Below are 19,643 nucleotides of genomic sequence, written 5' to 3'. Positions count from 1 at the left end.
CTTGCATGTGTTAGGCCTGCCGCCAGCGTTCAATCTGAGCCATGATCAAACTCTTCAATTAAAGTTTTGTTGATTCTTTCGAATCGGCTCAATGATTTTTACTGATATTCTTGTTTCGTTTCTTCTTACGAAGAAATGAAGCATAAATTGACTGTGTCATCTATTGATGATTAAGGTCACTCAGTTCATTGATAAATCTTTCGACTTAAAATTTCACGAGTGCCCACACAGATTGCATGGTCAAATTGTTAAAGAACAATACTTCAAACGAAAAGTGATGCTTTTAAGCATTTCGCTCCTCTCTTGAAGTGGACGGCCATTCTAGCGAATTAAACTGAAGTGTCAAACACTATTTTCAACTCATTTCGTTTTAAATTTCCGCGATACCGTTTCGTCGCTAACTCCTTATTAGAAGCCGCTCTCCGTATCGATAAGGTGGCATTATAGGGGGGAAACCGATCGAAGCAAGCCTTATCTCTATAATTCCACTCAAAAGAGCCATTACGAACAAAAAGCGATCAAACAGCTTATTGCCTCAGCTTAGAAGTGTTTAAACTCAACGGAAAACTCAGACACTTTTTCCCAATTGGTATATTCCACTTCTTTTGACGTATCCGTTTCTCCCCCCGTAAGCTTCATTATTAGCTTTATCATGGTGCGATCAAAAAAGTTATAGCTTGGATAACGCAGCGCACCAGCAAAAACAGCCTGTAATGTAGGTACCCATGGTGACTTTAAAAGAAACTTCTTCATATACGCACTGGTTTCAGGGGTGTTCTTCCCTTCTTTACGTGCTGTAAGGTTCACACAAAAGAATCCGACTTTTGATTCATCAAGCTGCTTTCGATTTTGCTCGATGAATTGGTATAGCTTTTTATTTAAATGGCCATAACGAACAGCCGCCCCAATCAAGATACGATCATAAAGAGAAAAATCGATATTGGGAGACTGATGGAGATCCATAACCTCACATTGATACTCATTGCCAAGTTGTTCTTCAATGTGCTTAAAAATTTTAATTGTTTGACCATCAGTACTGGAATGAAGAAATAAAACCTTTTCCACAGTCTCTCCTTAGTTTCGCCAGAAGGTTGGCGTAAATAAAACCAGCAGGGTAAAGACTTCTAAGCGACCAAATAGCATAGAAATAATTAACACCCACTTAGCCGATGAATTAATATCACCAAAATGTACCGCAACCTCGCCTAAACCAGGTCCCAGGTTATTCAATGTTGCAGCTACTGCTGAAAATGCCGTTAGCTCATCGATTCCGGTAGCAATCAAAGCCAACATGCAGACAACAAATACTAATGCATAAGCAGAAAAGAACCCCCACACAGCATCAACCACTCGTTGAGGTAACGCTTTATTGCCCACTTTAATTGTATAAATAGCACGGGGGTGAATAAGACGCTTAAGTTCACGTACACCTTGCAAGAAAAGTAACAACATACGAATTACTTTCATTCCACCGCCAGTTGAACCAGCACAGCCACCAACAAAAGAAGAAAACAATAACAAAACAGGCAAAAACAAGGGCCAATCTGAGAATCCAGTCGTGGTAAAGCCTGCAGTTGTTGATATTGATACTGTTTGAAATAGCGCCTGATCAAAAGCATCGTAATAAGTATCATAAGAGTGATGCTGTAATAACATCGCAAAGCAAATCGCAAACAATATAAATTGAGCTCCGAAGAAAGCTCTAAACTCAGGATCTCGCCAATAAGTTCGTAAATGGATACCGCCATTTGCGAAGGCCGCAAAGTGTAATGAAAAATTACACGCAGAGATAAGCAAGAAAACCACGGTGATCATATTGATAGTTGGGCTATTGAAATACCCCATGCTGGCATCATGTGTCGAGAAACCACCAATCGCTACCGTCGAAAAGCTATGAGCAATGGCATCAAAAACGCTCATTCCCGCCATCCAAAATGCGCCGGCACAACTTATCGTTAAAGCAAGGTAGATATACCAAAGGGCTTTTGCCGTTTCAGCAATACGCGGGGTCATTTTGCTATCTTTCACGGGACCTGGAATTTCTGCCCGATAAAGCTGCATACCACCGATACCTAAAACGGGTAAAATAGCCACAGCTAATACGATGATCCCCATCCCGCCGAACCATTGTAAAAGCTGCCGATAAAAAAGGACGGCTTTAGGTAAATCATCTAACCCAACAATCACGGTTGCGCCCGTTGTCGTCAGAGCAGAGAAGGATTCAAAGAAAGAATCAGTTATAGAGAGATCTGGCGTTTTAGATAATATAAAAGGTACAGCACCAGCACTACCGATTACGGTCCAGAACAGCACCACAATCAGAAAGCCATCACGCGCTTTCAATTCATGTCGGTGATGTCTATTCGGTAGCCATAGAAAAGCTCCACCGGTAAATAGCAGAAAGAAAGTGACGACAAATGGGAAACCTGCACCATCTCGATAAATAAACGCTACCAGAGCAGGAGCAAGCATAGTGACACTGAATAACGCGAGCAATAGCCCGACGATTCTAATTATAGATCGAAATTGCATGGCCTTTAGTGGCTCTCATCCTTAATGTGGTTATTTGTCTAAATCTGAAGTTGGGATAATGCGCCCACCACTACGATTCTTAAGCTTGGCACTGAATGCTTCAACATCACGATTATCAAGTTCAAGTATCATATCAACTTGATGTCCATAATCGGCATGAAGTTGTACACCCGAATATTCAGTCAGCAATGTTTCGACCAATGACACTTGATTATACTCACAGCTCAAGCTGAGTTCTGTGGTTATTATCTTTTCTTTGGTTTGCAGCACAGTTAAGGCTTGTTGAACGCCACCACCGTATGCTTTTACCAATCCACCAGTTCCAAGCTTGATACCGCCAGAATAGCGAGTGACAACGGCCGTTATTTCGCCCACACCACAACCCGTTAATTGTGCCAGTATTGGTTTTCCAGCCGTTCCTGACGGCTCACCGTCATCACTAAAGCCCCACATCATAGAATCTGAAGGACGACCTGCAACAAAAGCCCAGCAATTATGCCGAGCATCGCTATGCTTAGTTTTTATCTGTTGAACAAATTCCTTTGCAGCTTCAATACTAGGTGTATGTGCTAGATACGTAATGAAACGACTCTTTTTAATCTCTTCTTCAAAACCAGCATCTGCTGCTGGTACTAAATAGGGTTCAAATACTGCCATTCAAAAGCCACAAACAAAATCAGATAAATAATCGCGCAGGATACCACAACACGTACCACAACAAATTCAAATCTGCCTTCCCACTACAGGGCAATTCATAGAAACAACATAAAAAAGCACAGGAATGAAAATATCGCCTCTATATATAGATGAAACTATTATTAGTCAGAAATAACAACATCACAGATTACCACCCACCTCACATTAGTAAGACCTAAAACGAGCCGATACATACAGCCACCGACAAATAACACAACCATAACATTTCACCAGTCATAAAATTCATACTAAAAGTAGAGAAACTTTAGCAACCCATTAATTATCAATAAAAAAATTCCCTACCGAATATTATGTGACGAACAGCGCAATAAAAAGTTAAACAATTGTTTTAAATAAGTGTTGAAATAGTTTCTTAACAAGTCCAGACTAATATTTAACCTACAAACAGGTCAAACCAGTTAAGTCTAATCTGGCATAGAATCAGAATTCACGGAGATAGAACATGATTTACCAAGGTGAAACCCTATCCGTTCGTTATCTGGATGATGGCATTGCGGAACTCAATCTCAACGCTCCAGGTGCTGTAAATAAATTCGATCTGAAAACCTTAGAGTGCCTTAACGAAGCATTAAATGCTCTTTATCAACAACCCGATTTAAAAGGCTTGTTAGTAACATCTGATAAAGATGCCTTTATTGTCGGTGCCGATATCACAGAGTTTCTCGGTTTATTTGCCAAACCAGCAGAAGAGTTATCGCAATGGCTAACCCGTGCCAACGATATCTTCAATAAGCTGGAAGATCTGCCTGTGCCGACATTATCGGCAATTAATGGGCATGCACTGGGTGGTGGTTGTGAGTGTGTTCTCGCCACAGATTTCCGTTTAGCAGATACCACTGCGCGTATTGGTTTACCGGAGACTCGCCTTGGAATTATGCCCGGATTTGGAGGAACGGTTCGTTTACCTCGCCTTTTAGGTGCTGACTCTGCTATGGAGATCATCACTGCAGGGAAAGACAAAAAAGCCCAAGATGCACTAAAACTAGGGCTTGTGGATGCCGTCGTAGCACCAGCAGCTTTAAAAGATGCCGCGTTATCCATGATAAAAGACGCAATAGCTGGAAAACTCGACTGGCAAAAGCGTCGTGCACAAAAGAAAGCGCCATTAACGCTCAATAAAATTGAAGCAACAATGAGCTTTACGATGGCAAAAGCAATGGTGGCTCAAGTGGCGGGAAAACATTACCCAGCCCCAATGACCGCAGTTATTACCATTGAAGCCGCTGCACGGATGTCTCGTGATGAAGCACTGGCCGTTGAAAATAAGCACTTCATCACGTTAGCCAAAACAGATGTCGCCCAATCGTTAGTTGGGATTTTCCTTAATGATCAGTACATAAAAGGCAAAGCCAAAAAAGCAGCGAAAGAAGGCCAGCCAACCAAAAAAGGGGTTGTATTAGGTGCTGGAATTATGGGGGGTGGTATTGCCTACCAGTCAGCCTTAAAAGGTGTACCGGTATTAATGAAAGACATCGCTGTACCGTCGCTTGATCTAGGCATGGCGGAAGCAGCAAAATTACTGAACAAGCAACTTGAACGTGGTCGAATTGATGGCGTTAAGATGGCTAAAGTATTATCAGGGATTACCCCTAGCCTACATTACGCAGGTGCGGAAGACGCCGATGTTGTCGTAGAAGCGGTTGTTGAAAATCCCAAAATTAAAGCGGCAGTTTTAGCTGAAGTTGAAAGCAATGTTTCAGATACAACGGTTATCGCTTCTAACACCTCAACGATCCCTATTAATTTATTGGCACAATCCCTAAAGCGTCCTGAAAATTTCTGTGGCATGCACTTCTTTAACCCCGTCCATCGTATGCCTCTCGTCGAAATTATCCGTGGTGAACACACTTCAGAAGAAACAATTTCACGCGTTGTCGCTTACGCTGCCAAAATGGGTAAATCGCCGATTGTTGTCAATGACTGCCCTGGGTTCTTTGTAAACCGTGTGCTATTCCCATACTTTGCCGGCTTTAGCTTACTGCTACGCGACGGTGCTGACTTTACCCAAATCGATAAAGTGATGGAGAAACAATTCGGCTGGCCAATGGGCCCCGCTTACTTGCTCGACGTGGTTGGTATTGATACCGCTCACCATGCGCAAGCAGTAATGGCTGAAGGTTTCCCTGAGCGAATGAGTAAAAACTACAAAGATGCTGTTGATGTAATGTTTGAGCAACAACGTTTTGGTCAGAAAAATGGGAACGGCTTCTTTGCTTATTCGGTAGATCGCCGAGGCAAGCCGAAGAAGAATATTGATCCTGCTGTAGCAGACTTACTTGCCCCTGTTTTAGGTACAGCAACAGACTTTACCAGCGATGATATTATCGCGCGTATGATGATACCAATGATCAATGAAGTTGTTCGTTGTTTAGAAGAAGGCATAATAGCCACGCCAGCAGAAGCTGATATGGCACTGGTTTATGGCTTAGGCTTCCCTCCATTCCGCGGCGGTGTATTCCGTTATATCGATACACTAGGCTTAGCTGAATATGTCGCCATGGCTGATAAGTTTGCTCATCTTGGTGCCGTTTATGAAGTACCTACCGGCCTGCGAGAAAAAGCAGCTAAAGGTGAAAGTTACTACACACAGCAAGTAAACGCTTAAGGACGAGGGATTTAAAATGAATAACGTAGTAATTGTTGACTGTATCCGTACCCCGATGGGACGTTCTAAAGCGGGCGCATTTCGAAATGTGCGTGCTGAAGATTTATCTGCACACTTAATGAAAGGGTTAATCAGTCGTAATCCGCAGCTAGATCCCAATTCAATTGAAGATATTTACTGGGGATGTGTTCAACAAACATTAGAGCAAGGTTTTAACGTTGCGCGTAATGCATCACTTCTGGCTGGTATTCCACATACTGTGGGCGCCACAACGGTTAACCGTCTATGTGGATCTTCAATGCAAGCACTGCATGATGCAACACGTGCCATTATGGTTGGCGACGCTGAAAGCTGCATCATCGGTGGTGTTGAGCACATGGGTCATGTACCAATGAACCACGGTGTAGATTTCCACCCTGGCATGTCAAAATCTGTCGCAAAAGCAGCAGGAATGATGGGGCTAACAGCTGAAATGCTGGGCCGTATGCATGGTATTAGTCGTCAAATGCAAGATGAGTTTGCCGCACGCTCACATCAACGTGCACATGCAGCAACCATTGAAGGTCGCTTTAAGAATGAGATATTGCCACTCGAAGGCCATGATGAAAATGGTGTCCTTAAACTTTACGACTATGATGAAGTGATTCGTCCAGAAACAACCGTTGAAGGGCTATCTAACCTACGACCTGTATTTGATCCGGTTAACGGTACAGTTACAGCAGGCACTTCATCAGCGTTATCGGATGGTGCATCTGCAATGCTGGTGATGAGCGAACACCGCGCTAAAGAATTAGGATTAACCATTCGCGCACGTGTTAAATCAATGGCTGTTGCTGGTTGCGATCCTTCCATTATGGGATACGGACCCGTTCCTGCGACTCAAAAAGCCCTAAAACGAGCAGGTCTCAGTATTGATGATATTGGCATGGTTGAGCTTAATGAAGCCTTTGCGGCACAGTCGCTTCCTTGTGCTAAAGATCTAGGCTTACTCGATAAAATTGATGAGAAGGTGAACCTAAATGGTGGCGCAATTGCGCTTGGTCACCCGCTTGGTTGTTCAGGTTCACGTATTTCAACAACATTGATCAACCAAATGGAACATCATGATGTTCAGTTTGGCTTAGCAACAATGTGTATTGGTTTAGGTCAAGGAATCGCGACGGTATTTGAACGCGTGTAACTCGACATAAACAGCAATAAATCAACAAAGCCCGTGACGACACGGGCTTTTTTACGAAGAAAAAACACACAGATTTAATCATCGATATCTGTCTATGCAAAAAAAGCATGTATAAAATGATAATGTTTCATTTCATTCATAGTTATATCAAAGCTACACTCTGCACATATTCAACGCCCCCTTTCATTAATACTCGGAGCACACCTATGTTTAAGGCACTTGTTCTTGATCAAGAAGAGAAAAAAACTATTGCAGGCATTCGTCAAGTTGATGAATCTGAGCTGCCTGAAGGTGATGTATTAATCGATGTAGATTACTCTTCATTAAACTACAAAGATGGTCTAGCGATTACTGGCAAAGGCCGAATTGTTCGTCAATTCCCAATGGTTCCAGGTATCGATTTAACAGGTCGAGTACTCGAGTCTAGCGATAATCGTTATCAGGTTGGTGATGCAGTTGTGCTTACTGGCTGGGGAGTTGGTGAAGGACATTGGGGCGGCATGGCAGAAAAAGCACGCCTTAACGCTGATTGGCTAGTACCACTACCTGAAAATCTTGATGGTAAACAAGCAATGATGATTGGTACTGCAGGTCTAACATCAATGCTATGTGTACAAGCACTTATCGATGCTGGCGTAACGCCTGAGTCGGGTGAAGTTGTCGTCACAGGTGCAAGTGGTGGTGTGGGCTCTGTTGCTGTAACTCTACTAGCCCAACTTGGCTATCAAGTAGCAGCTGTTACTGGTCGAAGCGAAGTAAACGGTCCATTGCTAAAAGAGCTTGGTGCAAGCCGCATTATTGAACGTAGCGAGTTTGAAGAACCAGCTCGCCCGCTAGAAAAACAACTATGGGCAGGTGCTGTTGATACCGTAGGCAGTAAAGTACTCGCCAAAGTACTAGCACAAATGGATTATAACGGAGCTGTTGCTGCGTGCGGCCTAGCCGGTGGTTTTGATCTACCTACAACTGTTATGCCATTTATTCTACGAAATGTAAGACTACAAGGTGTTGACTCTGTATCTTGCCCATTCGAAAAACGCCAGCAAGCGTGGAAGAAACTCACTGAACTATTGCCAGCAAGCTACTATCAACAAGCTTGTCGCGAAGTAAGTTTAGAAGAAGTAGCCGAGTGCGCAGAAGACATCACCAACGGCCAGGTAACGGGTCGTGTCGTTATTAAACTGTAAACAGTACCGCTGTTAATACTGGCTTATTCAAACAAAGCCAAGCAACAAATCAGAAAAAAGTAAGACTACCTTGGCCAGCTTATGCTGGCCCTTTTTATCGAGGCAAGATAAAAATAGCAACCTCCTCACCTCATTAGATCACTCATGCTAGTCCCATATCGCGAATGCGCTGACCAATAAGGCGACTGCATTCTTCTTTTATCAGATTCCGCAACCACACCTGAGAAGCAGAGTGTTCACAACGTGGATGCCACAGTAGTGAATAATCAAACGGCTCAAATTCAAAGGGTAACGGCTTCACAACCAAGTCATATCTGTCTGCGACTAAATACGCTAAATCAGCAGGCACCGTAATGATCAGTGGCATCTTATCCACTATGGCTAGGGCGGCTTCTAAATGCGATGCACGTAAGGCCATTTTCCGCTCAGGGTAACCACGCAATGCTTCATCAATTAACGATTTCACCCCATCGCTTATCGCAATCATGGCATGAGGAAACGACAAATAATCATCAAGGGTAAGATCTTTATCAGCCATTGGGTGGTTTCTTGAGAGCATGCAAAAAACACTCACTAAGCCAAGATGATCTCGACATAATGAGGTATCGATACTGGTTGGGCGACATATTGCCATATCGCACCCGTCTGTTGTGAGCTGAGTAAGTAAATGGTCATGCTGTAACGGCTCAAACTTCAATGAGATATTTGGGGCTTCTTCATAAATGCGCGGTAAGGCAAAAGGTAAAATGGTTTGCATTGCATAATCGGTAGTCGCGATAACAAACCGTTGATCGCATAACTCAGGTCGAAAGCCACTTGGTGTAAGTAAAATACGCAGTGCTTCCAAGGGATCATTTAATGATTCATTTATTTCTAATGCACGCTGGGTCGGAATAAGATGCTGCCCTTGCCGAGTAAATAACGGATCAGCCAACAAATCACGTAAGCGACCTAAAACCCGACTCATCGCCGATTGACTCAAGTTCAACCGTATAGCTGCCCGGCTGACGCTGCATTCATCAAGCAATACTTTCAATGCTACCAATAAATTTAAATCACGGCGGTAGACTTCTTCTAATTCCATATCAAGCTTCACTTACTTAGCGATAACAGCACAGTTACCAAAACAATTAGATTATGAAGGGACAGATAAAAAAAATCCCGCAAAAAAGCGGGGAAGCCCAAGAAAACTAGGGAGAGTGTAGTAGATGTATAGTGTAAGAGGTGAAAGTTAACCATCTTCCTCTTCGAGTTCTGGTGAATTGGTTAATTCGAACCAAAGTCCGATCGCGGCGGCAATTAACCCACCAAGCGCAAAAATACTCATATCATTGGGGCTGCGTAAAACGAGAGAGCAAAAAGTTATAAAGCACAGCACGCAATAAATAGTTAATCGATCAATCTGTGTCAGCATTCGATACCTCCTAATCCTTCAGAAGAAATGTTAAGCACCTGTTAAATAAGTTACACAGTTTACTTTGATTTGCCAACCCTTATTGATTAATTATTATCCATCAGTATGATCAAGCCTTCGAAACCAGAATGAAATCGTTATGACAGCATTATTTGAAAACCCAACACATAACTTGGAAGCACAAGGATTGCGCTGTCCAGAACCTGTAATGATGGTACGTAAAACAGTTAGAAAAATGGAAGAAGGCGAGACATTACTAATACTTGCAGATGACCCATCGACAACAAGAGACATACCAAGCTTTTGTCGCTTTATGGATCACACTCTGGTTGCCGCTGATACAGAAACTCTGCCATACCGCTTTCTAATCCGTAAAGGTTCAAATTAAAAAAGGCAGCTCTAAGAGCTGCCTTTTTAGTGTTTACAATCTGATTACCATCGCCTACTCGTAGCTTTCTTTAACTTCTTTGCGCGCACTTTCTAATTCATGCCTTAAGTCACGGATCTCCTTTTTCATTGGAATCACATAACGCAGCCGAACAAGCGCATCGACCGATAAGTAGGTTGTCACAATGGCACCAACCACCATCGGTAGCCACATATCCGTTAGTACCATTCCTAAAATATTAAGAATAAGTGCAGTGTTAAACAACCAAAACTGACTCTGTGGAGATATAGCGAGAAACCGGTTCATACCTTCCTCCTACTAAACACCATGCTAGTATTATCACTGTATCATGCCGTTTTTTTCCACACAGCTATCAGCATCACAATTCACAAAAAGGTCATACTATCTGGTAGTTAACGTGATAAGAACGTGTTTCACGTGGAACATCAATAACCACTACAAACCAAATGCAGCAGCCAGTGCAAGGCCAGCAAACAAGGCTGCTGTTACTTTACGGATCAATGCTAGCGGCATTTTTTCTGCTGATAATTTACCAATCAACACCACTGGCACATTCGCTAATAACATACCTACCGTTGTACCTAATACGACAAGCAATAACGCATCACTGTATTTAGCCCCTAGCATGGTTGTCGCGACTTGGGTTTTGTCCCCGATCTCCGCAATGAAAAAAGCAATAAAACTGGCGACAAACGGACCACGGTTAGAAATATTCTCGTCATCATCCAGTTTATCAGGAATGAGAATCCAACCCGCCATCACCACAAAGCTAACCACGAGTGTCCATTTCAATACATCAGGTGTGAGATAGTCGGCAACAACGACACCCAGCCAAGCAGCCAGTGCGTGATTAGCAATCGTCGCAAGAAAAATAGCCAGAATAATGGGTACAGGTTTACGATAGCGACTCGCTAACAGTAGAGATAGTAGTTGGGTTTTATCGCCAATTTCAGCTAAGGCAACAGTAGTAATGGATACAGCTAATACGCTCACGACATGCTCTTGGGGGCGAGGATATTTATAAAAACCACAGGTAAACGTACATGCCCCACCCCGGTTCATGCTGGTTTACCAATGGTCTCGCCAAACTCACTAAAGTAGGATTAGTGTGAGTCATAATCGCCATGAAGATTTTGCTTCAAGTATGTTGACGATTATCTCGATAGATCGAGAGGCTACTCCCCAAAGGAAACGGCATAATAACGAGAGAGATAAAAGGATACAAGAATAAAAGAGAAGATTAAGGCAAGAAGATTACCAACCGTTAAGCTAACAGTTGGTAACCAGAAAAAGCATCGAGATTAAGAAAGCGGACTCAACACGATTTCTACACGGCGATTTTCAGCACGGCCTTGCTCAGTTTTATTTGAGGCAATTGGCTTTGCTTCACCCATACCTTTGGTAATAACACGATTAGCCGCAACACCACCACGCATCAAGTTACTACTCACTTCACTTGCGCGAACCTGCGATAAACGTTGGTTATACGATGCAGAGCCAGTGCTATCAGTGAAGCCGTAAACATTAATAAGCGTCTTGTCGTACTCTTTCGCAACAAGAGCAACATTCTTTAACGCGGCAACAGCGCGTGAACTTAGATCTGACTGATCAATACCAAATGTAATTTCGTTCGGCATGTTTAATACAATATTATCGCCATCACGGGTAACGCTAATACCCGTAGATTCTAATTGCTGACGTAATTTGGTTTCTTGCACGTCCATGTAGTAACCGATACCACCACCAAGTGCAGCACCTGATGCAGCACCAATTAATGCACCTTTACCACGGTCACTTTTACTTGAAGAAGCCACACCAATAACAGCACCAGAAATCGCACCGATAAGTGCCCCACTGGTTGATTTCGCAGTTTGCTCTTCACGCGAGTATGGGTTTACCGTTGTACAGCCAGTAGCAACAACAGATGTCATCACTGCAAATACCGCTGTACGTACCCACTTATTGGATACTTTATTCTTTGATAATGTTTGATTGGATACCATTGAAAAATCCATTGCCTTCACCATTTGTTATTCCATATTCTCGATTTATGATCGATGTCTAATCACTACCACTCACTCATTATTTTAAAGATAATGAGCCAGAAACTGCTTCTATTATAATGAACACTGATTTTTTGCACATCAAGATAATGTCAAAAAAACACAGTGGAGATATAAACACATCGATGTTTAAAAAAATAGTCCTGCAAAAGAGTCAAAGACGAATAAAAAACACGCACTAACCCTACTCGGTAAAAGCCATGCGAGGTATACTGGAATATTACTTTTCATCCACTAATCTCGCGAAGTTCACAATGCAGAATTACGATATTAAAACCTTTCAGGGTATGATCCTCGCACTGCAGGATTACTGGGGCAAGCAGGGTTGTACAATAGTTCAACCTCTAGACATGGAAGTTGGTGCTGGTACTTCTCACCCAATGACATGTCTTCGCGCTTTAGGTCCAGAGCCAATTGCAGCAGCATATGTACAACCATCACGCCGTCCTACTGATGGCCGTTACGGTGAAAATCCAAACCGCCTACAGCACTACTACCAGTTCCAAGTAATGCTAAAACCATCTCCTGACAATATTCAGGAACTATACCTTGGCTCACTTGAAGTACTGGGTGTTGATACTCAGGTACATGACATCCGCTTCGTTGAAGATAACTGGGAAAACCCAACACTGGGTGCCTGGGGTCTTGGCTGGGAAGTTTGGCTAAACGGTATGGAAGTAACACAGTTTACTTACTTCCAGCAGGTTGGTGGTATTGAGTGTAAACCTGTAACAGGTGAAATCACTTACGGTATCGAACGTTTGGCGATGTACATCCAAAACGTTGACTCAGTTTACGACCTTGTTTGGACTGATGGTCCACTAGGTAAAGTAACCTATGGCGATATCTTTCACCAAAATGAAGTTGAGCAATCAACGTATAACTTTGAACACGCAGACGTAGATTTCTTATTCTCTTTCTTCGACCAGTGCGAGAAAGAATGTAAGGAGCTATTGGCACTAGAGACTCCGTTATCTCTTCCAGCCTACGAACGTATTCTAAAAGCAGGTCATGCGTTTAACTTGCTTGATGCACGTAAAGCGATCTCGGTTACCGAGCGTCAGCGTTACATCTTACGTATTCGCAACCTGACTAAACAAGTTGCTGAAGCTTACTACGCGTCTCGTGAAGCACTTGGCTTCCCGATGTGCAAAAAAGATAAGTAAGGACGTCGCATGACTGAAAGAAATTTCCTTATCGAATTAGGAACTGAAGAGCTACCACCTAAAGCTCTTCGCACACTTGCTGAAGCATTTTCATCAAACTTTGAAGCAGAGTTAAAAGCAGCCGCACTTGTACACCAAGGTATAGAGTGGTTTGCAACGCCTCGCCGTTTAGCGCTAAAAGTAACAGCACTGGCTACAGGCCAAGCTGATAGCGTCGTTGAAAAACGTGGACCTGCTATCTCTGCCGCTTTTGATGCAGAAGGTAACCCAACGAAAGCCGCTCAAGGCTGGGCACGTGGTAATGGTATTACTGTCGAGCAAGCTGATACTCTGAAAACAGAGAAAGGCGAATGGTTACTGTACAAGCAAGAAGTGAAAGGTAAGCCAGCTCAAGAACTACTCAGTGGCCTTGCTGCAGCAGCATTAGCTAAATTGCCGATCCCTAAGCCTATGCGTTGGGGTAACAACGAAATACAGTTTATTCGCCCAGTTAAAACCCTAACCATGCTGTTAGGTGACGAACTCATCGAAGGCAATATTCTCGGCGCTGACTCTGCACGCATCATTCGTGGTCACCGTTTCATGGGTGAAGCTGAATTTACGATTGATAATGCAGATCAGTACCCAGCTATTCTTGAAGAACGTGGCAAAGTAATGGCAAATTACGAAGCACGTAAAGCAATCATTCTTGAAGGTGCTAAGAAAGCGGCACTGGAAGTGGGTGGCATTGCTGATCTTGAAGATGAGCTAGTTGAAGAAGTCACATCTTTAGTTGAATGGCCTGTTGTATTAACAGCATCATTTGAAGAAAACTTCCTAAACGTACCGTCTGAAGCACTGGTTTACACCATGAAAGGTGACCAGAAGTACTTCCCGGTTTACGATGCTGAAGGCAACCTAATTCCTAAGTTTATTTTCGTGACAAACATTGAGTCGAAAGACCCACGTCAGATCATCGAAGGTAATGAAAAGGTTGTTCGCCCTCGCCTAGCGGATGCTGAATTCTTCTTTAAAACAGACCGTAAACGCCCATTGGTTGATCGCCTTCCTGAACTAGAAACGGCTATCTTCCAAAAGCAACTTGGTACGATTAAAGATAAGACCGATCGTATTACTGAGCTTGCTGGTTACATTGCAGAGCAAATCGATGCAGACGTAACAAATGCTAAACGCGCTGGCCTATTAGCCAAATGTGACCTAATGACATCAATGGTATTCGAGTTTACCGATACCCAAGGTGTGATGGGCATGCATTACGCTCGCCATGATGGTGAAGCTGAAGATGTAGCATTAGCGTTATATGAACAGTACATGCCACGCTTTGCAGGTGACGAGTTACCAAGTACTGGTGTTTCAGCGGCTGTCGCGATGGCAGATAAGATTGATACGCTAGTAGGTATCTTCGGTATTGGTCAAGCACCAAAAGGCAGCGACCCATTCGCCCTACGCCGTGCAGCACTCGGTGTGCTACGCATCATCGTAGAGAAAGGTTACAACCTAGACTTAGTTGATCTTATCGCGAAGGCACGTGCTCAGTTTGGTGACAAGCTGACAAATGCTAACGTGGAAGATGACGTTATCGACTTTATGCTAGGTCGCTTCCGCGCTTGGTATCAAGATGAGGGGCATAGTGTCGACGTAATTCTAGCAGTATTAGCATTACGCCCAACACAGCCAGCTGATTTCGATAAGCGTGTTAAAGCCGTGAGCCACTTCCGTTCATTAGATGCAGCAGAATCATTAGCCGCAGCCAATAAACGTGTTGGTAATATCTTGGCTAAGTTTGATGGTGAATTGCCATTGACCGTAGATAGCTCACTACTGATTGAAGATGCCGAAAAAGCATTAGCAGAAAAAGTAGAAGCGATGATTGCAGCGCTTGCGCCAGTATTTGCCGAAGGTAACTACCAACAAGCCCTATCTGAGCTAGCAACGCTACGTGAACCTGTAGACGCATTCTTCGATAACGTAATGGTTATGGCTGATGACGAAAAGCTTAAAGTGAATCGTCTAACGATGCTTAACCTTTTACGTAACGAATTCTTAAAAGTTGCAGATATTTCTTTAGTTCAGAAATAACTCGCCGCAAAAAGAATATAAACCCTACACTTTAGTGTGGGGTTTTTTATGTCTGTGTTTCACGTGAAACAGCATTAAAGTGAAATATAACCATCAGAAATTCAGCAAAATCTAAGTGATTTAAATATAAAACCCATTGTTTCACATGAAACATCAGACCAGAAAAATTGGTTGCTTCTTGTTCTTTCCCTCTGCAGTACAATCATGTATGTTGAAATGTGAATACAACTTATACACTTATTTAACAAATAATGATTAGAACAATACACTAAGGTCGGTAGTACACATGGAGTTTTCTACATTCGGAGATAAGTTCGCTCGTTATTCAGGTATCACTCAATTGATGGATGACTTGAATGATGGCTTAAGAAATCCAGACGCAATCATGCTAGGTGGCGGCAATCCCGCACAAATTCCCTTCATGGTGGATTACTTTAACGATATAGCCAAAGAGATGGTTAGTACGGGTGAACTCGCAGCGGCAATGACAAATTATGATGGACCCCAAGGGAAGAATACCTTCATCACTGCCCTCGCCGATTTGCTCCGTGACACGTATGGCTGGGATATTAGCGCGAAAAATATTGCGCTAACAAACGGTAGCCAGAGTGCATTCTTTAACCTTTTCAATTTGCTGGCTGGAGAGTTTCCAGACGGTAGCAAGAAAAAAGTATTACTCCCGTTAGCACCTGAATATATTGGCTACGGCGATTCAGGATTAAGTGATGATATGTTTATTTCTTATCACCCTGAAATCACCTTACTGGATAACGGTCAATTCAAATACCACATCGACTTTAAAGAGTTAAAAGTCGATAGCAATATCGGGGTTATTTGCGCCTCTCGCCCAACGAATCCAACGGGTAATGTACTCACCGATGAAGAGATTCACCATTTAGATCAGCTGGCTCAAGAACACAAGATTCCATTAATCATTGATAATGCTTACGGCATGCCGTTTCCTGATATTATTTTTGCTGATGTTACCCCCTTCTGGAATGAAAATACCATTCTATGTATGAGCCTTTCAAAATTAGGTTTACCAGGCGTTCGCTGTGGCATTGTAATCGCGAGTGAAGAAATCACCACAGCAATAACCAATATGAATGGCGTACTCAGTTTAGCACCAGGGAGCGTTGGTCCGGCCATCATCAATAAGATGATGGAGAGAAATGATTTACTGGCTTTAAGTGAAAAAGTCATCAAACCTTTTTACTTACGAAAATCACAGGACGCGGTAAAGCTGTTACAAACCGCGATTACAGACCCACGTTTTCGTATTCATAAACCCGAAGGTGCGATGTTCTTATGGTTATGGTTTAAAGGGTTACCGATTACGACAATGGAACTCTATCGTCGCTTAAAAGCGCGAGGAGTATTAATTGTTCCAGGCGAATACTTTTTTATTGGCTTAGATGATGACTGGCAACACGGTCATGAATGCTTGCGAATGAACTATGTTCAAAGTAGCGAAGATATGCAAAAAGGCATTGCGGTTATCGCTGAAGAAGTTGCCAAGGCGTATGCTGAAGGCTAATTAATCAAAGAATAGGTGATAGTAATGCAACCTATTCTTTTTACATTACTAAAGCTCAATAATGCCCTTTCGCAATGTTTCACATGAAACATTGATAGCAGATCTTTTAGCAATAGCAGGTCAGCTTGCAAACCAAACCTATAGATACAAAAAAGGTCAGCATGAGCTGACCTTCACTACTCTTTTATGAATAAAGTGACTTAGTCTTTATTCATCCTCAACGATACGACGACCATTAATGGCGATTTTTCTTGGTTGCTGCTCTTCTGGGATCTCACGTTCAAGATCAATATGAAGTAAACCGTTCACCATTTGAGCATCGATAACTTTGACATAATCAGCAAGCTGGAACTTACGCTCAAAATCACGTTCAGCAATACCTTGATATAAATACTGGCGTTCTTCTTTTTCACTTTCGCGAATACCGCGCACAATCAGTTTATTCTGTTGCTGTGTAATATCGAGTTGTTCTTCAGCAAAACCTGCAACAGCCATTGTTATACGGTAGTGATTATCATCTTGTTGCTCAATGTTATATGGCGGGTAACCAGTATTTGCGTTACTCACATTTTTTTCCATTTGATTGAATAAACGATCAAAGCCAATAGCTGAACGATAAAGAGGAGTGAAATCTACGTTGCGCATAATACCTATCCTTCTAATGAAGCAATATAAATAATGAAGTGGTTTTCCTTAAAGGACAAACCAAGCACATAACCCTACTTGAGGCGTCTTGCTCTTCATCAATAGATATAAGGGGAAGAAAGGTATTTTTCAAGGCTATGTCTGAACAAACTGTTGTAGATGAGGCATTCAAAGCGCAGTACTCACCGATAAAAACACGATGGATGAGCAACCTGATAGGTTACTTCGCCTTAGGTATTATCGGTTGGCAGAGCATGCGCTTTGGTGCGGTTTTATTGATAACAATTAAAAGATACCTTTCTTTTTCACCTTCTGAATATTCGCAATTTGTTGTGATAAATCCAGTTCAGGTTCAGGCTTTTCAATTTCAGGTAATGGTTGCCCATTTGAAAGCGACTTAATCAGCTTATTCTGTGTTTTCAGTAGTGCTTTTAATTCAGCGATTTCTCGATGCTGACTATGCGCTTTTATTTCAGCAGCCAAATTCTGCTGCAATGTCGCTATATCACTTTCTGATAGTCCATTTTGTACCGCTGCAGTTTCGGTATTGGATTCAGTCAATCCTGCCTTGAGCTGTTGAATTTCATCCATCAACGGTTTCATATTTACCGCAGCCTTCAACTCATCAATCAATGCATGAGTATCAAACGCTGGCAATGACGACTTAGTAGAAGGCAATGCTAGCCCACAGTTTTCTAACTGCTGTTCTAGCGTGTCTATCTTAATTCTTTCTTCAGTTAACGATCCTGCAAGGGCATTACTAAGTGCGGGGCTAAGTAAGTAAAGAAACATTCCTGCTAGATAAATATTCTTATGCATATGCAGACTGTAATGCAGGGCTACGCCTGCACTTGGATCTGACATCATCTCTTTACGATCTTTCGCCCAGCCCTGCATAACGCCAACCGCATAGCGGTCAGCATTAGAATTGACAGGATCCAGATAAATTGAGTAGTTAACTCGCTTTAACTGATTACTACTCATCTTCGACCTCAACTAAGGTTTCACGCTCAATGTGAACCTCTTCAACATCGGTATTGTATAGGCATAATTCACGAGCCAATGCCGACTGTGCATCTTTAATCAGCACCACACGATCGCCTAATACTTCATAAGCAGCTTGAATCGCATCATATACCAACGGCGCACCACCACCAACCAGATAAACACGGTTAGGGTTTTTGGCAAATTTCTTTGCTTCATAAGCAACAGCTGAACCCAGTTCTTGGATCTTAATTTCAATCTTATCCAGAATATTATTTATCTGTGACTCGTCGTTAACAACTTCTTTAACGAAGTCTAAATCATAGCGACGTTTAATCAGTTCATTTGCCACTAAGAAGCTAGAGTCGCTATCTGCAGAGGCCAATGCCTTACGCGCGGCATCTGTAACCATTGAAACGCCAATTTCGTTATTACCATAAACAGCGGAAACATCATCAAACGGACCAACGATAATACCCATATCTAACGTTGTACCGCCACAGTCAACAACCAGTGAACGTGAGAATTCATTACAATCTGAGTTTATCAAGGTTGATAGCACTGCAGGTAAGCTCTCTGGCATGACTTCTACATCAGCGACTTCAAATAGCTCGCCTTTATTTAAGCTGATCTCACGCATTAAATTCGCACGTTTCTTGCTGATTTTTTCTTCATTACGCTGGCAGTCTTCTGAGTTATAAAACTCAGTAATTGGCAGAGTGACGACTAAAGTAACGGTGCATGGTTTTAGGCCGGTTTGCATTAATGCATGATGCACAGCAAGCAGATTCAGATCATCGTATTGATAATCAACATGCGTCGTTGCTAATGCTTTATCTGACGTTGCATCGTAAGTGTATTTCGTTGTACCAATGGTGTAGTTATAAACTTTTTTATCGCGTCGCAGCGCTGCACTTTTCCAATCTTTACGGAAAGAATTTGGAGAAACGATGGTTTTTAACTGGTTGTTTTCAATCCAGCTTACTTTTACATTTGTTGAACCATCGTCAACCGCAATTTTAAACGCCGATACCGTCATTACTTCACTCACTAATAATAATTAGTAACGCCCTTTTTATAACAATATCCAAATGGTGATACCGTCATGAAAAGTTAATTACTTTT

General features: G+C 42.5%; 18 protein-coding genes and 1 riboswitch. Of the genes, 7 read left to right on the top strand and 11 right to left on the bottom strand.

What is annotated here, in order from left to right:
• Window positions 1-540: 540 nt before the first annotated feature.
• The 3 genes from hemG to C9J47_RS24380 are packed head-to-tail and all read right to left on the bottom strand — an operon-like array spanning window position 541 to window position 3,189.
• Window positions 541-1,065: a menaquinone-dependent protoporphyrinogen IX dehydrogenase gene (hemG, locus tag C9J47_RS24390; protein WP_107256282.1), complete on the bottom strand. Its 525-nt coding sequence runs from the start codon at window positions 1,063-1,065 to the stop codon at window positions 541-543.
• Between the two features lie 9 nt (window positions 1,066-1,074).
• Window positions 1,075-2,532 carry a TrkH family potassium uptake protein gene (locus C9J47_RS24385; protein ID WP_107256280.1) on the bottom strand — a complete coding sequence of 486 codons (1,458 nt, stop codon included), beginning with the start codon at window positions 2,530-2,532 and terminating at the stop codon, window positions 1,075-1,077.
• Window positions 2,533-2,562: 30 nt separating this feature from the next.
• Window positions 2,563-3,189: a YigZ family protein gene (locus tag C9J47_RS24380; RefSeq protein WP_107256278.1), complete on the bottom strand. Its 627-nt coding sequence runs from the start codon at window positions 3,187-3,189 to the stop codon at window positions 2,563-2,565.
• 502 nt (window positions 3,190-3,691) lie between these two features.
• Between C9J47_RS24380 and fadB the strand changes: the two genes are divergently transcribed.
• From fadB to acuI, 3 genes are all read left to right on the top strand, one after another.
• Entirely contained in the window at window positions 3,692-5,854 is a 2,163-nt protein-coding gene (gene fadB, locus C9J47_RS24375; RefSeq protein WP_107256276.1) for a fatty acid oxidation complex subunit alpha FadB, read from the top strand.
• Window positions 5,855-5,870: 16 nt separating this feature from the next.
• Entirely contained in the window at window positions 5,871-7,034 is a 1,164-nt protein-coding gene (gene fadA, locus C9J47_RS24370; protein ID WP_107256274.1) for an acetyl-CoA C-acyltransferase FadA, read from the top strand.
• Window positions 7,035-7,240: 206 nt separating this feature from the next.
• A complete protein-coding gene (gene acuI / locus C9J47_RS24365) occupies window positions 7,241-8,221 on the top strand; it encodes an acrylyl-CoA reductase (NADPH) (protein WP_107256272.1) in 981 nt (326 codons plus the stop codon).
• A gap of 142 nt (window positions 8,222-8,363) precedes the next feature.
• Here the strand turns inward: acuI and C9J47_RS24360 are convergent, their stop codons facing one another.
• Window positions 8,364-9,305: a LysR family transcriptional regulator gene (locus tag C9J47_RS24360; protein WP_107256269.1), complete on the bottom strand. Its 942-nt coding sequence runs from the start codon at window positions 9,303-9,305 to the stop codon at window positions 8,364-8,366.
• A 147-nt stretch (window positions 9,306-9,452) separates the two neighbouring features.
• Window positions 9,453-9,635: a hypothetical protein gene (locus C9J47_RS24355; protein WP_107256267.1), complete on the bottom strand. Its 183-nt coding sequence runs from the start codon at window positions 9,633-9,635 to the stop codon at window positions 9,453-9,455.
• A 139-nt stretch (window positions 9,636-9,774) separates the two neighbouring features.
• On the opposite strand from C9J47_RS24355, the gene tusA reads away from it, so the two are divergent.
• A complete protein-coding gene (tusA, locus tag C9J47_RS24350) occupies window positions 9,775-10,023 on the top strand; it encodes a sulfurtransferase TusA (RefSeq protein ID WP_011216896.1) in 249 nt (82 codons plus the stop codon).
• Window positions 10,024-10,077: 54 nt separating this feature from the next.
• Here tusA and C9J47_RS24345 read toward each other — a convergent pair whose 3' ends face one another.
• The 3 genes from C9J47_RS24345 to C9J47_RS24335 form a co-directional block, all read right to left on the bottom strand.
• The gene (locus tag C9J47_RS24345) at window positions 10,078-10,329 is read right to left on the bottom strand and encodes a hypothetical protein (RefSeq protein WP_107256265.1); all 252 of its coding nucleotides are present in this window, start codon (window positions 10,327-10,329) and stop codon (window positions 10,078-10,080) included.
• A gap of 150 nt (window positions 10,330-10,479) precedes the next feature.
• Window positions 10,480-11,037 carry a TMEM165/GDT1 family protein gene (locus C9J47_RS24340; protein WP_170107576.1) on the bottom strand — a complete coding sequence of 186 codons (558 nt, stop codon included), beginning with the start codon at window positions 11,035-11,037 and terminating at the stop codon, window positions 10,480-10,482.
• Between the two features lie 92 nt (window positions 11,038-11,129).
• Window positions 11,130-11,233, bottom strand: a riboswitch (yybP-ykoY riboswitch).
• A 112-nt stretch (window positions 11,234-11,345) separates the two neighbouring features.
• Window positions 11,346-12,059, bottom strand: coding sequence for a YiaD family glycine zipper/OmpA-like lipoprotein (locus tag C9J47_RS24335; protein WP_245903617.1), 714 nt, complete (start codon window positions 12,057-12,059; stop codon window positions 11,346-11,348).
• A gap of 302 nt (window positions 12,060-12,361) precedes the next feature.
• On the opposite strand from C9J47_RS24335, the gene glyQ reads away from it, so the two are divergent.
• The 3 genes from glyQ to C9J47_RS24320 all read left to right on the top strand — a co-directional run bounded on the left by glyQ (window position 12,362) and on the right by C9J47_RS24320 (window position 16,889).
• Window positions 12,362-13,273: a glycine--tRNA ligase subunit alpha gene (gene glyQ, locus C9J47_RS24330; protein ID WP_107256259.1), complete on the top strand. Its 912-nt coding sequence runs from the start codon at window positions 12,362-12,364 to the stop codon at window positions 13,271-13,273.
• A gap of 9 nt (window positions 13,274-13,282) precedes the next feature.
• Window positions 13,283-15,352, top strand: a complete 2,070-nt coding sequence (gene glyS / locus C9J47_RS24325; RefSeq protein WP_107256256.1) for a glycine--tRNA ligase subunit beta — start codon at window positions 13,283-13,285, stop codon at window positions 15,350-15,352.
• 286 nt (window positions 15,353-15,638) lie between these two features.
• Window positions 15,639-16,889 carry a valine--pyruvate transaminase gene (locus C9J47_RS24320; protein ID WP_107256254.1) on the top strand — a complete coding sequence of 417 codons (1,251 nt, stop codon included), beginning with the start codon at window positions 15,639-15,641 and terminating at the stop codon, window positions 16,887-16,889.
• A 207-nt stretch (window positions 16,890-17,096) separates the two neighbouring features.
• Here C9J47_RS24320 and ibpA read toward each other — a convergent pair whose 3' ends face one another.
• The 3 genes from ibpA to parM all read right to left on the bottom strand — a co-directional run bounded on the left by ibpA (window position 17,097) and on the right by parM (window position 19,557).
• Complete coding sequence (ibpA, locus tag C9J47_RS24315) at window positions 17,097-17,534, bottom strand: small heat shock chaperone IbpA (RefSeq protein ID WP_107256252.1); 438 nt, start codon at window positions 17,532-17,534, stop codon at window positions 17,097-17,099.
• Window positions 17,535-17,819: 285 nt separating this feature from the next.
• The gene (locus C9J47_RS24310) at window positions 17,820-18,518 is read right to left on the bottom strand and encodes a hypothetical protein (RefSeq protein ID WP_107256250.1); all 699 of its coding nucleotides are present in this window, start codon (window positions 18,516-18,518) and stop codon (window positions 17,820-17,822) included.
• Window positions 18,511-19,557, bottom strand: a complete 1,047-nt coding sequence (gene parM / locus C9J47_RS24305) for a plasmid segregation protein ParM domain-containing protein (protein WP_107256248.1) — start codon at window positions 19,555-19,557, stop codon at window positions 18,511-18,513. The genes C9J47_RS24310 and parM overlap by 8 nt, the downstream gene beginning before the upstream one ends.
• Window positions 19,558-19,643: the final 86 nt, after the last annotated feature.

The sequence above is a fragment of the Photobacterium indicum genome, assembly GCF_003026215.1.
In the GTDB taxonomy this organism is placed as follows: Bacteria; Pseudomonadota; Gammaproteobacteria; order Enterobacterales; family Vibrionaceae; genus Photobacterium; species Photobacterium indicum.
Note: the sequence above shows the minus strand (reverse complement) of the source record. Positions and strands in the feature narration are given on the sequence as shown.

Bases quoted from the DNA above. Each gene is read 5' to 3' on its own strand.
- fadB (WP_107256276.1), top strand. From the start codon at position 3,692: ATGATTTACCAAGGTGAAACCCTATCCGTTCGTTATCTGGATGATGGC.
- C9J47_RS24360 (WP_107256269.1), bottom strand. From the start codon at position 9,305: ATGGAATTAGAAGAAGTCTACCGCCGTGATTTAAATTTATTGGTAGCA.
- glyQ (WP_107256259.1), top strand. From the start codon at position 12,362: ATGCAGAATTACGATATTAAAACCTTTCAGGGTATGATCCTCGCACTG.
- tusA (WP_011216896.1), top strand. From the start codon at position 9,775: ATGACAGCATTATTTGAAAACCCAACACATAACTTGGAAGCACAAGGA.
- C9J47_RS24335 (WP_245903617.1), bottom strand. From the start codon at position 12,059: ATGGATTTTTCAATGGTATCCAATCAAACATTATCAAAGAATAAAGTA.
- C9J47_RS24320 (WP_107256254.1), top strand. From the start codon at position 15,639: ATGGAGTTTTCTACATTCGGAGATAAGTTCGCTCGTTATTCAGGTATC.
- glyS (WP_107256256.1), top strand. From the start codon at position 13,283: ATGACTGAAAGAAATTTCCTTATCGAATTAGGAACTGAAGAGCTACCA.
- C9J47_RS24345 (WP_107256265.1), bottom strand. From the start codon at position 10,329: ATGAACCGGTTTCTCGCTATATCTCCACAGAGTCAGTTTTGGTTGTTT.
- C9J47_RS24385 (WP_107256280.1), bottom strand. From the start codon at position 2,532: ATGCAATTTCGATCTATAATTAGAATCGTCGGGCTATTGCTCGCGTTA.
- parM (WP_107256248.1), bottom strand. From the start codon at position 19,557: ATGACGGTATCGGCGTTTAAAATTGCGGTTGACGATGGTTCAACAAAT.
- acuI (WP_107256272.1), top strand. From the start codon at position 7,241: ATGTTTAAGGCACTTGTTCTTGATCAAGAAGAGAAAAAAACTATTGCA.
- C9J47_RS24355 (WP_107256267.1), bottom strand. From the start codon at position 9,635: ATGCTGACACAGATTGATCGATTAACTATTTATTGCGTGCTGTGCTTT.
- C9J47_RS24310 (WP_107256250.1), bottom strand. From the start codon at position 18,518: ATGAGTAGTAATCAGTTAAAGCGAGTTAACTACTCAATTTATCTGGAT.
- C9J47_RS24380 (WP_107256278.1), bottom strand. From the start codon at position 3,189: ATGGCAGTATTTGAACCCTATTTAGTACCAGCAGCAGATGCTGGTTTT.
- ibpA (WP_107256252.1), bottom strand. From the start codon at position 17,534: ATGCGCAACGTAGATTTCACTCCTCTTTATCGTTCAGCTATTGGCTTT.
- fadA (WP_107256274.1), top strand. From the start codon at position 5,871: ATGAATAACGTAGTAATTGTTGACTGTATCCGTACCCCGATGGGACGT.